This is a genomic window from bacterium, from assembly GCA_023230585.1.
In the GTDB taxonomy this organism is placed as follows: Bacteria; Ratteibacteria; UBA8468; order B48-G9; family JAFGKM01; genus JALNXB01.
Map to the genome: position 1 here is coordinate 1 of JALNXB010000011.1, position 17,159 is coordinate 17,159.

Sequence of the window (17,159 nt, forward strand, 5' to 3'; positions counted from 1 at the left end):
CAACTACCCCCCCTCATCCTTTCTTGCCCTACGGGCTTCAGTCAGCGGGCTCACCGACTCGCCCTTTGTGCTATACAGTGCTCATTATTCTTCGCACCAGCACTCTTCTCCCTCAAGGGGAGAAGGCAAAAAGGGGAAGGTGTATGCACCGTAGTACCCAGAGAGAATAGACACCCCATACGCTTTTCTTTTATGCTTTTAACCTTGCCTTTGTCTTTTCTTCGTTAAAAAAGTATGTGTCTATGAACGAATTACGAGGTGCTACTACAACTCAAGCAAGAATTGGGCTGTTAACAAAAGGTTTAGGCCTTTTGTTCCCCTACTCTGAGCCTGTTAAGCCCTTCGGAGATGTCTTCTATGCAGAAGGGTGAGTTCTCAGAGTGCCCGATTGTGGCGTAGAAGGTGTATGCACCGTAGTACCCAGAGAGAATAGACACCCCATACTTTTTTATTCTTTATTTCTGCAAACCCGTAAGGCAGACCATCTGCTTTGGGTGGTGTTCACAAAGATTTACAATTAAGTCTTAATCGTCTTTGCTGTAAAATTTGTTGAAATCAATTTTTATACAGAGAAATCAGGGTCAAAGAGTTTCTGGTGTTCAAGAAGAGCGTATCTATCTGTCATACCTGCTATATAATCGCAAATAACAATCTCTTTAGGTTCTCTTTCAATCTTTTTTTGAGTGTGAGGAGGTAGTTGTTTAGGTTCGTCAATATAGGAATTGAAGAGATTTTCTATCACCCGTGCCGCTTTTTGTGCCATTCTTACTACCCTAAAATGAGAATACATATTATCTTCAAGAAGTTTTCTCATCTGTATATGTTTCTCTTTTAATTCTTTTGAATGCGAAAGGATAGGCTCACTCTTTCTCACATCATCCACAGACGATATGCCTGAACGTTTAATATTTGACCAACTCTGTTCAACAAGGTCTTCAACAAGAAAATTTATCAGATTTCTTATTATAACGATTCTTTTGAGTTCATCGTTTAGGTTTTCTGTATAAGAAGCAGATTCTATATCTTTCCATAACTGAATATTTCTTAAATCCTGAAAAGATATCATACCCGACTTAAGCCCATCATCAAGGTCGTGGCAGGTGTAAGCAATTTCGTCTGCAAAATTGACTATCTGCGATTCGAGAGAAGGAGAAGGGTTTTTAACAAACTCTTCATATTCTGTATCTTCAGCGGGAAGATCGTAACTTGTTATATGTTTTATTATTCCCTCCCTTACTTCAAAAGACAGATTTAATCCCTGAAACTGAGGGTACTTGTTTTCAAGTTTGTCAGCTATTCTTAATCCTTGCCTATTATGTTCAAAACCTTTAAAACCATTTTTAAGCATAAGACTATTAAGTATAGTTTCTCCGTTATGTCCAAAAGGTGTATGTCCAATATCATGAGCTAATGATATTGCTTCAACAAGGTCTTCGTTAAGCCGTAAGATTCGCGCAATAGTTCTGGCAATCTGTTGAACTTCAAGGGTGTGTGTGAGTCGGTTTCTGTAGTAATCGCCTTCATGGTAAATAAAAACCTGTGTCTTATATTCAAGTCTTCTGAAAGCAGTTGAGTGGATAATCCTGTCTCTATCTCTCTGAAAAGGTGTTCTTAAAGGATGCTCTTTTTCAGAATATTTTCTACCGAGAGTTTCAAAAGATTTAACTGCGTACGCTGCAAGGTTTCTATGTTCAAATTCATTTGTTTGATTATTATCTATCATTTTTCTCCTGCTGAGGTAAATAAAATAAAGGATTCACAGAAACACTCCCAACACGTATCTCAAAATGTAGGTATCTTATTCTGTGTGTACCGCTTTTGATTTTTGCTATTGTGGCGCCCTTATTGATATTATCGCCTGCCTTAACAAGTATTTCTATATCGTGAGCATATACAGTAAAAATATTGTTCTTATGTTCCAGAATAATAGTTTCTTGATGTTTTGAGGTTGTGCCTGCAAAAACCACTTTGCCAGCATCTGAGGCTACAATTTCTTTTGAAGGTTGTACTATAATATCTATACCTTGATTATTCAACTCCCCAAAATTACAGACGATTCTACCATTGGTTGGCCATAAAAAAACTTTATTACTAATAATTGGTGAAGGTTGTTCAGGTATACTTGTTTCGGATGTTTGTTGTTGTGACGGAGCAACCTGCTGAACAGTCTGTTGTTTGTCTGTTTTTGAACTGGTGGTAGCAGTTTCTGGCGGTGTTAAAGCATAGTTTGGTTGGGTCTTGTTTGTGGCAGGGATTCGAAGTCTTTGACCTATAGATAATCCTTCTGCCTTCATAGAGTTAGCTATTTTTATTTTGTCAACCCCTTTTAATATATCTTCAGTACTTGCAGGTTCATAATAGTATTTAGAGATTCTAAAAAGGTTTTCTCCACCTCTAACGTAATGTAAAGCCTCTTTAGTAGCAATCTGTTCAACAGGGGCAGAATTAGTGCTTCCAGTAGTGCTGCATCCAGTAGTAAGTATAAGAAGAATGATTAGCATTTTAAGTTTTTTTGGTAAAACAATATTTTTGGTTACATTTTTATATTTCATTTTTGTGTTTTTAGTGTATTTTTAAAGTAAGGGCAGAGAGTATCTAATTTACAAATATGACATTTGGGGTTTCTTGCAATACACACTTTTCTGCCATGTAAGATAAGTTGCATTGAAAAATCTATCCAATGTTTTTGTGGAATCAACTCCATAAGGTCGACTTCAATTTTTTCAGGTTTAGTTTCTTCTGTTAGACCAAGCCGAAACGAGAGTCTTTTAACGTGGGTATCAACAACAAATCCTTCAGTTTTTCCAAAAGCCTCGCCCAGAACAACATTTGCTGTTTTTCTGGCAACACCGGGTAAAGTAATAAGTTCTTCCATTGAATCTGGAACTTGGCCTTGAAAATTCTTTAACAGTAACTGAGAAAGAGTTTTAATGTTCTTTCCTTTAGTTTTATAATAGTTGACCGATCTTATTTCATTTTGTATATCTTCAACGGGCGCCTTTGCAAATTGGTCTACTGTCCTATATTTTTTGAAAAGTCCAGGTGTAACCATATTAACTCTTTCATCGGTTGTTTGGGCAGATAGTATTGTAGCAATAAGCATCTGTAAAGGTGTCTGATATTTTAAAGCACTCTTCGCATTTGGGTACTCAGAATCGAGTATTTTAATAATTTGTTTCACAGAGTTTTTCATATTTAAATTTTACAATATTAAGATTATTTTTTCAATTTCATACAAAAATCATTGTTTCAATACTGGCGGTTTCTCTTTTTCCATACCTTTGAAATCTATACAATCATAGAAGAAAAAAGTCATCAAAGGTTCGCCTTTTTCATTTCTTATATGATAATCTTCAATAAGTTCTACCTTAGAAAATAGGGTTTGTAGCATCTCTTCGCACCTTCTATCTTCGTCTACAAATATAGCGTTCATACCTTTCTTTTCATTAATATCTTGCCAGAAATAGTAGCCGTGCCCAACTTTTGTTCTTTGAAAAATCATATAAACTTGTTCCTGTTGTGGGTTATAAAATTCAAGGTATGAAGCCAACGCAAACCCTCTACCTATCAAAAAATAGTTTTCATTGTTAGGTATTGAACTTTTTATATCTCCAAGTTTTTTCCCAACTTTAGAGGGAAAATTAGACAAAAAAGATTCAAACTCGTTCTTAGCATTTGTATTAAAAGGTATTTTGAGAAGCATATTTTTTATTAAAGGAATAGAATGGAGCAGTAAGGTAATACAAATAGCGGTTACAAGAGACGTTGAAAAAAACGCCTTTATAGGTCTGTTAAATTTATTTTTATGAATAAAATATGGTAGTCCAGCAATGATAGTTAAATAACCAGTACCCACCCAATGGGGTGCGGGAATCTCAATAAACAAAGAATATAGTCCAAAAAAAAGGAGTGCAGGGTAAGAAAAAGATAACAAAAAAAACAGTTCTTTATTATTCTTGAACACCCCTTCAATAAATATTTTTACAAACCCGTATAAAAGAAAGATTAACATTAATGGAGATATAATCCCTGCTTGAGCCCCTATATGTTTAATAAGGTTATAAAAATTTATTGAAATAGAAGCAGAGGTTCTTGTTCGACTAAAAAAATTTAATAGAAAACTTGCCCATTCATTTTGTGAGTTCCATATTATTACAGGCATAGATACCAACAGGCCAATCAAAAGAAAAGTGTAAGGGCAGGGGGTTTTAAGGCACTTTCTTTTCTCTTTTGAAACTACCAAATAAAGAAATAGCGATAAAGGTATAAACATTATTAGGTATTTGGAATTAAATCCAAGCCCAAAAGTTATTCCTGCAAGATACCAACAGAGATGTTTTTCTTTAATTATTGCTTGGTAAAGCAGATATACAGATAAAATGTAAAAAAATATGAGCGGTGCTTCCACTCCAGATAACAACCCAGCAAAAGCATAACCAGGTATAAGCATAACCATTAAAGCAGAAAAAAAAGCGGCTTTTTTATTACCTTGAGTAACCTCTTTAGTTAACAAGTAAGAGATGTAAGCAGAAAATGCCATTAAAATTGCAACAAAAGTTCTAACAGCAAACTCAGTGTTTCCAAACAATTTAGTTGATACGTAAATCATAAAAGGGGCAAAAGGGGGAGTGTCATAAAAAGATAAGGCAAGATGTCTACTACATACCCAAAGATACGCCTCATCAGCAGAGAGTGGTAAAAGTGTGATATAGAAGAACCTAAAAAGAGTAGTAAGAGCAATCAAAAAGAAGGTTAAAACTCCGTAATTTATTTTAGTTCTGTTTGTTATATCCATTAGTTGTAATTATAATACAATTATGGTTTAAGTTCAAAAAAGTGTGGTATTTCCTCTTATTTGGGGTAGCGTAGTATCTATTTTATGAAGGTCTAACCGATGTCTTTAGTTAATACAGAAAAAACTTTTTTGATTTTGTAAGAATTTTCAAATTAATGTTATAATTAATAGTATTAAATGGATGTTTATATTAAAATCTAATCAATTACTTTCAACAAGAATAAGAGGGGAGAAAAAATGATATCCAGATTTCTTAGATTTTTTTCAAACGATTTAGGTATTGACTTGGGGACTGCAAACACCTGTGTATACGTTAATGGTAAAGGAGTTATCCTTCAAGAACCTTCTATAGTTGCCATAGATATTAACACCAAAGAGATAAAGGCAACAGGTAGCGAAGCAAAAAGAATGGTCGGAAAAACTCCGTCTAACATTGTTGCAATGAAACCTATGAAAGATGGCGTTATTGCTGATTTTGAAGCCTGTGAGTCTATGTTGAGACATTTTATAACAAAGGTATTAACCCCAAGACATAGGTTTGTTATACCTCCTAAAATTATCATATCGGTTCCTTCTGGTATCACAAGTGTTGAAAGGCGAGCTGTTAAAGAAACGGCTACCAAAGCAGGGGCAAGAATGGTAAGACTTGTTGAAGAGCCGATGGCTTCAGCAGTTGGTGTTGGGTTACCTGTCGCAGAACCTTGTGGAAGTTTTATTCTTGACATAGGTGGCGGAACAACAGAGATGGCAGTTATTTCTCTTGGTGGGATAGTTCTTCCTAAAAGTTTGAGAGTTGCAGGTAACGAAATGGATGAGGCTATTATTGAATACCTTAAGAAAAAATATAACCTATTAATAGGTGAGAAGACTGCAGAAAACATAAAAATAAAGATTGGTTCTGCTTCACCTCTTGAGGAGGAGTTAACCCTTGATGTAAACGGTAGAAGTCTTGTAGAAGGACTACCTAAAATGGTTAAAATACATTCAGAGGAGATAAGGGAAGCATTAAAAGATACCCTTTTTAATATAGTTAGTGCAGTAAGGGACCTTCTTGAGGAGACACCACCAGAACTATCTAGTGATTTAATAGATAGAGGGTTAACTATTGCAGGCGGCGGTGCATTGTTAAAAGGTATTGATAAACTTATTTCTCAAGAAACAAAACTGCCTGTTTTTATTGCAGATGAACCTCTTACAGCGGTTGTTAGGGGTACAGGTAAAATGCTTGAAGAATTTCAATATTTCAAACAATTTCCGAGCGATTGACAAAAGATAAAATAATTTAAAATTAATCAACGTTTTAATATAAAGAGACTAATATGATATGGTGTTTCAGGAGGGAAATAATATTTGCAATGTGCCTGTTTTTCTCTATACTTTTAACAGGTAGAAGTTATGTAAACAAGATTAAATCTATTGAAAAAGAAGGGTTTGTTAAGGAAAAAATAAACTACGGAGAGTTGATTGCTGAAAATGCAAGGTTAAGAGAAATTCTTAATATAAAGAAAAAAGAGACCTATTTTTCTTCATTTGCGGTAGGTGGTGTTACTTCAGTAAACCCGTACGTTTTTCCTGCAGAAATTTTTGTAAACAAAGGTTCGGATGACGGTATAAGGGAAGGTATGTGTGCGGTTTCAAAGGAACTTTTTCTTGTTGGGCGAGTAACAGATGTTAAAAAAAACTCTTCTAAAATAACAACAATTTTTAACTCATCCTCTAAAGTGAGCGTTATCGTTGAAACAACTGAAGAAATAGGAATAATGGAAGGCGGGACTGTTCCTCTCTGTCCTCTAAAATTTATAAGTAATGAAAGTAAGATTAAAAAAAAAGATAGGATATTAACCTCTGGATATAGCGATTTTTTCCCAAAAGGTCTTATTGTTGGAGAAGTGGTTACTGTCACAAAAGTCCCAGATTCTCTTTTTTTTCATATACAAGTTAAACCATACACCTGCGTTTCTCGTATGGACGAGGTGCTTATAGGTGAATAGAAGATTTATAATAAAAATTATTGAACAATTATTTATCGTTTGTAGTCTACAATTTTTCTTGTTAGTCTATTTGAAATCATCGGTTATTCCTTCTTTTTTTCTTGTATGGTTGATGGTACTCACTTGGGACGGGAACATAGAAATAGCACTTTTATTTGCTTTAATTACTGGTATACTTCACGATATTTTTTCTCACGGAGTTTTAGGAACTACAAGTATATGTTTCCTTATACTTGTCTATTTGAATAGTTTTTTAAAATTGAAAAGTATACTTGGCAGGTCTGTTCTTGTTTTTTTTATGAGCATTATCTACTTCCTTGTTGTTCTTTTTAAACCAGATAAAGGGTTTTTGTGGACTTTTATACCGTTAGCTAAGTATTCGTTAATATTTGCTTTTTATAATAGTGTAATATTTTTCTTAATTGAATGGGTGATGAGAAGATACAGATGGAAATGGAAAAAGGATTATTTGGGAATACCATAAAGGTACTACTTGCTATTATTATCTTGAGGTGTTTTTATTTACAAGTTCTAAGAGGCAATCATTATTATCAGCTCTCTATAAGAAATTGTATAAGAATTGTTGAAACAGGTACCCCAAGAGGTGTTATATATGATAGAAATAAAAGGCCTCTTGCAAAAGATACTCCGTCTTTACAACTTGTTTTTATACCTTACGATTTAGACTCTCCTGAAGCAGAAGCTGAACTTCTATCTAAACTTATAAGTATTGATAAAACCTCACTATTAAAAAAACTTACTTCAAAATATTCAAACCCGTTCGACAGGATTGTGTTGAAGAAAAAATTAACAACCGCAGAGGTTTCTTTGATTGAAGAGAACGCTTCAAAACTTGGGGGTATCTTCATACAAGAAGGGTTGCTTAGGGAATATCCATTGGGGCAAGCTACTGCACATATTCTTGGATATGTTGGAGAAATAAGTGAAAAACAATTGCAGTTGCTTAGTTTTAAGAATGCAGGGTTAAAATCTGGTGCTGTAATAGGGCAAGATGGAATAGAGAAGATGTATGACCAATATATACGCGGAATTTCTGGTGGTGTTGAGGTAGAAGTAGATGCAAGAGGGTACCATGGAAAAACTTTAGGGAAAAAACAGTCTATTCCGGGTAACAATCTAATATTAACTATCGACCAGACTATCCAAGAGATAGTTGACGTAGAACTTGGTGGGAGGCAAGGAAGTGTTGTTGCTATGGACCCAAGAAACGGACAGATACTCGCCCTTGTGAGCAAACCTGCTTTTGATGCAGAAAACCTTAAGGAATACTTCACAAAAAAAGGACATCCATTTTTGAATAGAGCAATTAAGGGGCAGTATTCGCCCGGTTCAGTCTTTAAGATAATTACTGCTTTTTCAGCTCTTGAATCAGGAAATATTGCCGAATATGACAGGGTCGAATGTAGAGGGTCTATAGAGGTTGGTAATAGAGTATTTAAGTGTTGGAATTTAGATGGACACGGATGGTTAGATATAAATCGTGCTCTACCTTTTTCTTGCAATGTTTTCTTTGGCACAATTGGAATGAGGGCTGGAGTATCTAAAATGATTGAGTTTGCAAAAATGTTTGAACTGGGGAAAGCAACAGGGATTGACCTTCCTGAAGAAAAATCAGGTTTTGTCCCTGACAAGTCTATGGTTGATGCCTTAAACCTTTCTATAGGTCAAGGTCCTCTTCTGGTAACACCTTTGCAACTTGTTTCTTTAATTTCAACCGTTGCAAACGGCGGAAATATATGGAAACCGTACATAGTGAAAGAGATTACCGATTCTAATGATAATGTAATCAAAGAGTTTGCACCTATTATAAAGAAGACAGTATTTATAAGTTCTGATTCTATGGAAATAGTTAAAAGAGGGTTAAAAAATGTTATGGTTTTTGGTACAGGTGGAAGGTACAAACTTGAAAATATAGAGATTGCAGGAAAAACAGGAACAGTTCAAAGAGCCCAAAGCGAACTTGGGCTTGGAACTCACGGTTTTTTTGCTTGCTATGCTCCAGCAGACAACCCAAGAATTGCAATGGTTGTGTTCCTTGATAGGGCGTCTGGTCCAGAAGCGACAGTGGTTGCTTCAAGAATACTAAAAAAAGTGTTTGCACAAGGCGAAGAAATAGACGATGAAAATGAGAATAGCGATGTTTCTGAGGAAGAAACAGAAACTGTTGAAGAGGTAGAGAATGTTGAAATATTTTAAGAATAAATTTGGAGATAATTTTTTGCTAATTTGGACATACACAATTATTGTAATAGGGTTGTTGGCGTTATTTAGTGCTTCTAAAAGTGTAACCAGTAAAGAAAGTTTTTTTCTTAAACAATTGATATGGGTGCTTTTAGGTAGTGGTTTAATATCTTTTTTAAGAGACATAGATTACCGTGATATAAAAAAATTTTCTCCATTATTATACCTGTTAGGCCTCTTTTTCCTCTTCTTTGTTCTTTTTTTCGGGAAAGGTGCAGGTGCTACACGGTGGATAAGGATGGGATGGTTCCATTTTCAGCCATCAGAATTTGCGAAACTTATAGTTGTAATAACCTTATCTTCATATTTTTCTGAAAAAAACGTTAAAAGATTTTCAGTTCTTTTGGCGGGACTTCTTATATTAAGTATCCCCTTTTTATGTATTCTTAAACAACCTGATTTAGGGACAGCTTTTATTTTTATAATAGTTTTTTTTGCTATATTTTACCAGGCAGGCGGTAGAAAAATCCATATGTTTTTAATGATTGCTACTGGTGTCTTGATGAGCCCTATATTTTGGTTATTTATGAAAGAATACCAGAAAGAACGTATATTAATGTTTTTAAATCCTATGAGGGACCCTCTCGGGAAAGGTTACAACCTTATTCAATCAATTATTACTATTGGTTCAGGTAGAATGTTGGGTAAAGGGTATCTGAAAGGAACTCAATCAAAACTTGCTTTTCTGCCTGAATATCATACCGATTTTATATTTTGTGTTCTTGCTGAGGAGTTTGGTTTAATTGGCGTGATAGTTGTATTGCTTCTATATTATATGTTGTTTAAAGCTATTTTAGATATTATATATTCTACCCAAGACAGTTTCGGTAGACTTTTAGGTACAGGAATACTTTCGATGTTTGCTTCCCACGTTTTTATCAATATAGGTATGACATTAGGACTTTTTCCAGTTGTAGGGCTTCCTTTACCTTTTATAAGTTATGGCGGTTCATCTCTTATAGTATTTCTTATTTCAATTATGTTGCTTGTGAGTATAAAAGAAAATTCCCTAATGTTTTAAAATATTATGAAAAAAACAATCTCTGATATATTACCTTTTGTTCAAACTCCTTCAAGGTACTCAGGAGGAGAGATTAACGTTTATCACAAACACGACCCGAAAGTCTCTTTTGCTTTATCTTATCCTGATTTATATGAAATAGGAATGTCTTCACTTGGAGTAAGGATTATTTACGGGCTTTTAAATGAAATAGACGAAGTGGGTTGTGAGAGAGTTTTTTCTCCTGGGTCGGATATGGAAGAGATTCTTAGAACTAAAAAAATACCTCTTTTTACCCTCGAGTCAAAAAAACCTGTTAAAAATTTTGATTTTTTAGGATTTAGTATCTCTTCAGAACTTAACTACACAAATATTCTTAATATTTTATCCCTTTCTGATATACCTATTCTTTCAAAAGATAGATGTAAAGATTCTCCTATTATAGTTGCTGGTGGTAACAGTGTCTACAACTTTTCTCCACTAACTCCTTTTATAGATATCTTTATTGTAGGCGAAGGAGAGGAAGTATTGCCTGAGTTAATAGAAACATTCAAAGAATATCAAGGATTTGAAAGAGAAAAAATAATTGAAAAAATTTCACACATTCAAGGGATTTACTCGCCTTTATATACGAGTGGTAAAATCAAAAAACGTTTTGTTAAAAATTTTGATGGCTCTTTTTTCCCTACAAAATGGATTGTTCCGTTGACAGAAATAGTTCACGATAGAATATCTCTTGAAATAATGAGAGGTTGTGGGCAGGGCTGTTTTTTTTGTCAAGCTGGTAGTTGTTGGAAACCTGTTAGAGCAAGGAGCGTAGAAAAAATTGTTGAAATAGCCGGACAGACCTATAAAAACACTGGTTATGACGAAGTATCTCTACTATCTTTTTCATCAGGTGACCATCCTAAAATAGAAAAGATTGTTGATGGGCTCTTATCCTTCTTTAAAGAAAAGAGGGTGACCATCTCGTTCCCTTCGGTTAGAATAGATACCTTCTCCTTTGAACTTGCAAGCAAACTTAAAGAAATAAAAAAGACAGGGCTTACCTTTGCACCAGAAACAAGCGAAAGGTTAAGATTTGATATAGGTAAGAAAATTAAGGATGAAGAACTGCTAAAGATGGTTAAACAGGCAAAAGCAGACGGATGGAGACAGATTAAACTATATTTTATGCTCGGACTCCCCGGGGAAGAAGAGAAAGATATTTTAGATATTGCCCGCTTGATAAACGAACTTTCAAGAACAATAACAATAAAGGCAGCATTTAATACTTTTGTGCCAAAACCTCACTCAATATTTGAAAGGAAACGGTTCATATCTCAAGAAGAATATGAAGCAAGAAAAAAGCTTATTGTTGAAAAAGTAAGAAACAGTAGATTTACAAAACTTACATTCCATCCTTACCAGATGAGTTGTGTTGAAGGTCTCCTTGGTAGAGGGGATGAAGCCCTTTCTGATGTTATACTTGATGTTTGGCAGAAAGGTGCAAAAATGGAAAACTGGGGAGAATCTTTTAATTTCTCTTTATGGCAAGATAGTTTTACTAATAAAGGTCTATCTTTCTCAACCTACCTTGACGAGATGAAACAGACAACCCTTCCTTGGGACTTAATAGAGGTCTAATAAAAATACATAAAGGGGTAAAAAAGTATGTGGTGTCTACTCACTCTGGTACTACGGCGCAAACACCTTCTACGCCACAATCGGGCACTCTGAGAACTTACCCTTCTTCACAAAAAGCGTCTCCGAAGGGTTCAACAGGCTCAGAGTAGGGGAACAAAAGGGCTGAACCTTTCGTTAACAGCCCCCCATTCGGTCTTTTGTAGTTTATTTTGCGAGCTTTATCCGCCAAAGCCAACCTACGCTACAATACAAGCTTCGGCAGGTATACCTTGGCGTAGGTGGAGGGGCAGTTAGCAACTTAACCAAAAACGAAAGCCGTAACGATAAAGGATGAGGTTGCCCCCTATATGTCATTCCGGACTTGATCCGGAATCTCGTTTTTGCACCCCCCATTCGGTCTTTGCGAGCCGTTTTTTGGCGTGGCAATCCCATTTTTACAACCACTTAAAAAAGAGCCTGAATTCATTTTAGAAGCCTGCTTTCTCCTTCACAGAAAAGAGTAGGGCAACACTACTTTATTCTCTTCTCCTTCTCGTTAAGAAATCTTATACCAGACTGAAGCACAGAAGCAATAATCCAGGTTGTATTCCATGGGTTAAACCCTCCTCTCCATTCTATCGTAGGAATTTTCTTTCTGCCTAACTTTAAACTTTCAGGTTTATTTAACCCAAACATAAAATTGGTTTGAAAAAACTGTTCACCCTGTTGCCCCGGTATAGAGAATCCCCAATCACCGGGGAACCTGCAAATCCCGTGAGTCCAGGCTTTCATCATTCCCTGGCAAAGTTTTACCAGTCTTTCATTCCCCACCATCTTACCAAGTCTATAAACCTCGTACGGGTAGAAGAAAACATCAAGATGAACATTCTGAACACTTACTCCGGGCCAGAAGGTTGCCTTGAACCCCTGCTTCTCACAGATTGTTCCTTTAAGAAATCCGGGGTCCCACAGATAAGCGAAGGTACTTGACCATTCAGCAGCCAGTTCAGCATATTTTCCGTAAAGAGGGTTTCCAGTAATCAAAAATGCCCTGTATGCTGCAATGAAGAACAGAAGTCCTGCCTCTTTATCCTCACATCGTGCATCAAGGGTGCTGTGGCTAAATGGAGTTCTCAACTTATCCCCAAAGAGCAGGTAGTACCTCTCAAGTATCTCTAAGCCCTTTTTGAGGAACTTCTCTTCCCCTGTTACTTGGTATGCGTAAAAAAGCACGCTAACGCAGGGAGCACCACCCGCAACAACAAGTTCATCCGTTGGGGTGTCGTCTATATAGAAAGAAACAGGAAAGATTCCTGCCTTGTTAAGAACTTCTTTTTTACATAAAAACTCACCTGCTTCTTTAACCGTCTTTAACCAGTTATCTTTTACAGGTAGTGAATTGGCTCTTAACAATAATATACAGTCGCAAAAATTGCTTAATGCTTCGCCAAACGCTCGTGTTGCAATACGATTTGCCCCAAGGGGTACCCATTTTTTCTCTTCAACAATATATCTTAAATACTTTAACCCTTTTTTCCCATTAGGGGAAGGCGCATTTGTAAAGGTGTCCATCACCTTGTTACCCATCTCTATCAAAGTATTATTCTTCTCTCTTATTCCCAGAGCAAAAGAGCACCACGCAAGACGCAAATTCTGTCCGGTCCACCCAAAAGGTATAGCAAAGGGGCTATTGTAAACATTTCCTTCTTCGTAAGAATGTGGTACACTCGTAAACCCGTTAACCTCTCCTTCTCTCCATCTGGATATCATAACGTTCTTTTTTAACCTAATAGTCTCTTCAAGGTCAAACAAACCTTCAGTTTTTGGGCGGAGAACCTCCCACCCCATTGGGAGCATACGTTGAAACCCTCTTCCTTCATCACACTCAGAAAGGTCAATATAGAGTTCTTTCTCAAAGATTCCACCTTTTTTCTGCAAATCAATATATCCACCTCCCGGAAGCTCAACATCATAAAATTTGTTATCATATATAAGGTCAGCAACATCATTTAAGGCAACTATACCGCTCATATTAAGGATATTCCAAACTTTTCCAGTCCTAACAACACCAGACGACCACCAGTGGTCTTCCTTAGATCTTTTACCAAAAACTTTTGAAGGCACAGAAAAGATAGTTAAAGAAGTAAACTTTTCTTTTCTATTCTCCCACTCAACATTAACAGCAGGTATTGGCAGACGGTGTTCTTCCACAACCATTGAATATCCTTCTGTCTCTTTTAGTCTTGGGACCGGTATCTGCTCAAAAGCAGACGGGTTGCCATTATAAATAACATTGGGTATATTTACCTTCTGGTAATTCCCGGGACCGGTCAGGAGGCTTGTCCCAAAAGAAAAATGGGAAATGTTAGGATTTTTGAATAATTGCCATTGACGCTTTATATAAAGATACTCCCCTCTAAAAGAAAAAACATCTTTAATCTTACAGAGTTTGTACTTCGCTTCTACTTTAATACTACCTTTGTTGAGCATATCTACTGTTATTTCTTCAGGTTCTTCGTATAAAATCTTCCAGGGTTTTGTAATAGAGAAAGGGTTCATAGATGAATAAGTAAAGTTGAAAGTAATTTCTTTAGGGGCAGTTAAAATGAACTTAATATCGTTATCAGTTAGATTGAATTTAAGTTTTCTTGAACCATTCTTATTTGAGATTACTTTTACCTGTTTTGACATTTTATCTCTCCTTTAAAAGGTCTTATGATAGGGGCTAAAAAGAATATGTGTATTCTATTATATATATCAAAAAATTACCAATGTTTATAGTGTGACAATAATTTCTAATTAAGAGTGGGTTAATTATTGAATGGCACACAAAGTAAAGTGCGTGGGTTTGCAACCAAAGTGGAACGTGGTAATTTCCCTCACAAATACTATCGGGACAAGACTCCTCTCAATGACAAATATAGGCAAAACGTAAAAGTAGAAAACACAAAAGCCCCCCTCACCTTGCATCCTCTCCCGCAAGGGGAGAGGCAAATAAGGAAAGATTGTCATTCCGGACTTGATCCGGAATCTCGTTTTTTATTACTTACGTTACGGGGTTAGGTTAGAGATCCTGAAACAAGTTCAGGATGGTAAACTGGGGCGTAAAGATTTAAAAGACCTCCCTCAGAACAACTGTTGGGATAAATCTCCAAGTTTGGTAGGAAAATCATAAAGGATAGACCTTCGTTTTAGTCTTCTATAAACTCTTTATGGACAGCTTGAAGCCCTTTTTTACCAGCATCTTTTTTAATAACACAAGATATTTTAGTCTCAGAAGTACTAATCATTTCTATATTTATATCTGCCAACTCAAGAGCCCTAAACATACGTCCAGCAATACCTGCATGGTTCATCATTCCAATACCTATAATTGTAAGTTTGGCTATATCAGTATCACACTCGGTTCTTTCTGCTCCAATCTCTTTAGAGACATCCTCTATTATTTTATTGGCTTTTTCTGCATCTGATATATTTACAGTAAAAGATATATCAGATTTTTTTTCTTTACTAACATTCTGTACAATAATATCAACATTGATATTGGCGTTTCCGAGTGCACTAAAAATTTTCGAAGAAATTCCAGGTCTATCGGGAACTTTATATATCGTAAGTTTTGCTTGTTTTTCATCAAGTGCGGCTGCTGAAACTGCAACCCCTTCATTTAATAGTATTTCTTTTACCATTGTGCCTTCTCCCGTTTTTGAAAAGGTTGATTTAACCACAAAAGGAACATTATATTTTTGTGCAAACTCTACCGCCCTCGAAAACATAACCTTAGCTCCCGCTGAAGCCATCTCTAACAATTCCTCATAACAGAGCAGAGGTATAAGTTTAGCTTTAGGAAGCAGGTTAGGGTCGGCAGTATAAATACCTTCAACATCAGTATAAATTTCACATAAATCGGCCTTTAAAGCCGCAGATACAGCTATAGCGGTTAAGTCAGAACCACCTCTTCCTAACGTAGTGATAGCATTCTCTTTACTTATACCTTGAAAACCAGCCACAACAACTATTTTATCTTTACTTAATTCTTCAAGTATTTTTAGAGGACGGATAGTCTCTATTCTTGCGTTTGTATGAGAATTGTCTGTCATTATACCTGCACAATACCCAGGAAAACCTTCTGCCTCTTCGCCATAGTTTTCAATAGCAATACATAACATAGCCACCGACACCATTTCGCCAGTAGATAGAAGGATATCCATCTCCTTGTTAGGCGGGGAATTATGTATCTGTTTAGCCATATTTATTAAATTATCGGTTGTTTTGCCCATCGCTGAAACAACCACCACTACTTTATTACCCTTTTTTTTGCAGTCAATAATTTTTTGAGCAACATATTGTATATTCTCAACTGTTTTTAGAGAACTGCCACCATATTTCTGAACAATTAACGCCATAAAACCTCCATTTTGAACCATACAGTATAAGAAAAAAAGGTAAAAAAATCAAATATAATTGTGTTATACCAATCTAAATAATATTTTTTAATCAGAACAAAAATACTTTGAATAGAGTAATAAAAGAAGTTTTATTAAAGAAAAACATTAGGTAATTTTTTGAATTATTTAGAAAAAATAAAACCCGGTGACACCCTATATCCGCAAACAAATTCGTACGCTTTATTTCTTTTTTTACCTTCAACCTGCAACTCTTTTATTCTAATACTTCCAACACCACAAGCAACCTCTATGAAATTGTTCTCTATAGAAATTATTTCTCCTGGCTTTCCTTGTGAACTTTGTTGCCCAATATTTTCAGCAGAAAAAATTTTTACATATCTTTTGCAATCTTTTACCTGCATAAATGTAAACGCTCCCGGCCACTCTTTTATACCTCGTATAAGGTTATTTATTTTGTAAGAAGGTAGTTGCCAATCTATCAACCCATCTTTTTTTGTAAGTCTTCTTGCGTAAGAAGGTTTTCCTGATTGAGGTAAAGGGGTTAACCCCGATATAGAAATTTTTTTAATAACTTTTAAAACCATCTCTGCTGAAAAATAAGAGAGTTTGTCTTTCATAGAAAATATATCGTCCTCATCTTCAATTACAACTTCTTTCTGAGCAAGCACTCCTCCTCTATCTATTTTAGGTGTCATAGTAATTATTGTTACCCCTGTTTTTTCTTCCCCGTTTATCAATGCCCATTCTATCGGTGCAGCACCTCTATATTTAGGTAGTAGGGAAGGGTGGGCATTTATTGAAGATATTTTGGGTATTTCAATTATTTCTCTTGGTAGTTTTTTCCCATAAGAGATAAGAAGTATTAAATCTATATCAAGGGTTTTAATAAACTCAACGAATTGTGTATCTAAATTTTCAGGTTGATAAATAGTTACACCTTTTTTTGCAGCCCATTGTTTAGCGTGGTTTGAACATAGTTTCATACCTCTTCCACTCTTTTTATCTGGTGCTGTTACAACACCTATGAGGTTGTGAGATATATGAAGTTTTTCAAGTGTAGGAGTACCAAAATTATCACAACCAAAGTATAGTATATTCAT

General features: G+C 35.6%; 13 protein-coding genes. 6 read left to right on the forward strand and 7 right to left on the reverse strand.

Annotated features, from left to right (window positions below; genetic code table 11):
- Positions 1–562: 562 nt before the first annotated feature.
- From M0P98_03640 to M0P98_03655, 4 genes are read right to left on the reverse strand one after another with little or no spacing between them, the layout of a single operon-like run.
- Positions 563–1,723 (reverse strand): deoxyguanosinetriphosphate triphosphohydrolase, encoded by a 1,161-nt coding sequence (locus M0P98_03640; protein MCK9265963.1) that lies wholly within the window; start codon positions 1,721–1,723, stop codon positions 563–565.
- Complete coding sequence (locus tag M0P98_03645) at positions 1,713–2,552, reverse strand: peptidoglycan DD-metalloendopeptidase family protein (protein ID MCK9265964.1); 840 nt, start codon at positions 2,550–2,552, stop codon at positions 1,713–1,715. Before M0P98_03645 ends, M0P98_03640 begins: the two co-directional genes overlap by 11 nt.
- Positions 2,549–3,193, reverse strand: a complete 645-nt coding sequence (gene nth, locus M0P98_03650; GenBank protein MCK9265965.1) for an endonuclease III — start codon at positions 3,191–3,193, stop codon at positions 2,549–2,551. The genes M0P98_03645 and nth overlap by 4 nt, the downstream gene beginning before the upstream one ends.
- A 48-nt stretch (positions 3,194–3,241) precedes the next feature.
- Positions 3,242–4,795: a glycosyltransferase family 39 protein gene (locus tag M0P98_03655; protein ID MCK9265966.1), complete on the reverse strand. Its 1,554-nt coding sequence runs from the start codon at positions 4,793–4,795 to the stop codon at positions 3,242–3,244.
- A gap of 237 nt (positions 4,796–5,032) precedes the next feature.
- On the opposite strand from M0P98_03655, the gene M0P98_03660 reads away from it, so the two are divergent.
- The 6 genes from M0P98_03660 to M0P98_03685 are packed head-to-tail and all read left to right on the forward strand — an operon-like array spanning position 5,033 to position 11,674.
- Complete coding sequence (locus M0P98_03660; protein ID MCK9265967.1) at positions 5,033–6,061, forward strand: rod shape-determining protein; 1,029 nt, start codon at positions 5,033–5,035, stop codon at positions 6,059–6,061.
- A gap of 53 nt (positions 6,062–6,114) precedes the next feature.
- Entirely contained in the window at positions 6,115–6,786 is a 672-nt protein-coding gene (gene mreC / locus M0P98_03665) for a rod shape-determining protein MreC (protein ID MCK9265968.1), read from the forward strand.
- Positions 6,779–7,270, forward strand: a complete 492-nt coding sequence (locus M0P98_03670; GenBank protein ID MCK9265969.1) for a hypothetical protein — start codon at positions 6,779–6,781, stop codon at positions 7,268–7,270. The genes mreC and M0P98_03670 overlap by 8 nt, the downstream gene beginning before the upstream one ends.
- The gene (mrdA, locus tag M0P98_03675) at positions 7,234–9,003 is read left to right on the forward strand and encodes a penicillin-binding protein 2 (protein MCK9265970.1); all 1,770 of its coding nucleotides are present in this window, start codon (positions 7,234–7,236) and stop codon (positions 9,001–9,003) included. The genes M0P98_03670 and mrdA overlap by 37 nt, the downstream gene beginning before the upstream one ends.
- Entirely contained in the window at positions 8,987–10,069 is a 1,083-nt protein-coding gene (rodA, locus tag M0P98_03680; protein ID MCK9265971.1) for a rod shape-determining protein RodA, read from the forward strand. The genes mrdA and rodA overlap by 17 nt, the downstream gene beginning before the upstream one ends.
- 6 nt (positions 10,070–10,075) lie before the next feature.
- Entirely contained in the window at positions 10,076–11,674 is a 1,599-nt protein-coding gene (locus M0P98_03685; GenBank protein ID MCK9265972.1) for a radical SAM protein, read from the forward strand.
- Between the two features lie 510 nt (positions 11,675–12,184).
- Here M0P98_03685 and M0P98_03690 read toward each other — a convergent pair.
- From M0P98_03690 to fmt, 3 genes are all read right to left on the reverse strand, one after another.
- Positions 12,185–14,344 (reverse strand): hypothetical protein, encoded by a 2,160-nt coding sequence (locus M0P98_03690; GenBank protein MCK9265973.1) that lies wholly within the window; start codon positions 14,342–14,344, stop codon positions 12,185–12,187.
- A gap of 500 nt (positions 14,345–14,844) precedes the next feature.
- On the reverse strand, positions 14,845–16,056 hold the full coding sequence (locus M0P98_03695) for an aspartate kinase (GenBank protein ID MCK9265974.1): 1,212 nt from the start codon (positions 16,054–16,056) through the stop codon (positions 14,845–14,847).
- Between the two features lie 164 nt (positions 16,057–16,220).
- The gene (gene fmt / locus M0P98_03700; protein MCK9265975.1) at positions 16,221–17,159 is read right to left on the reverse strand and encodes a methionyl-tRNA formyltransferase; all 939 of its coding nucleotides are present in this window, start codon (positions 17,157–17,159) and stop codon (positions 16,221–16,223) included.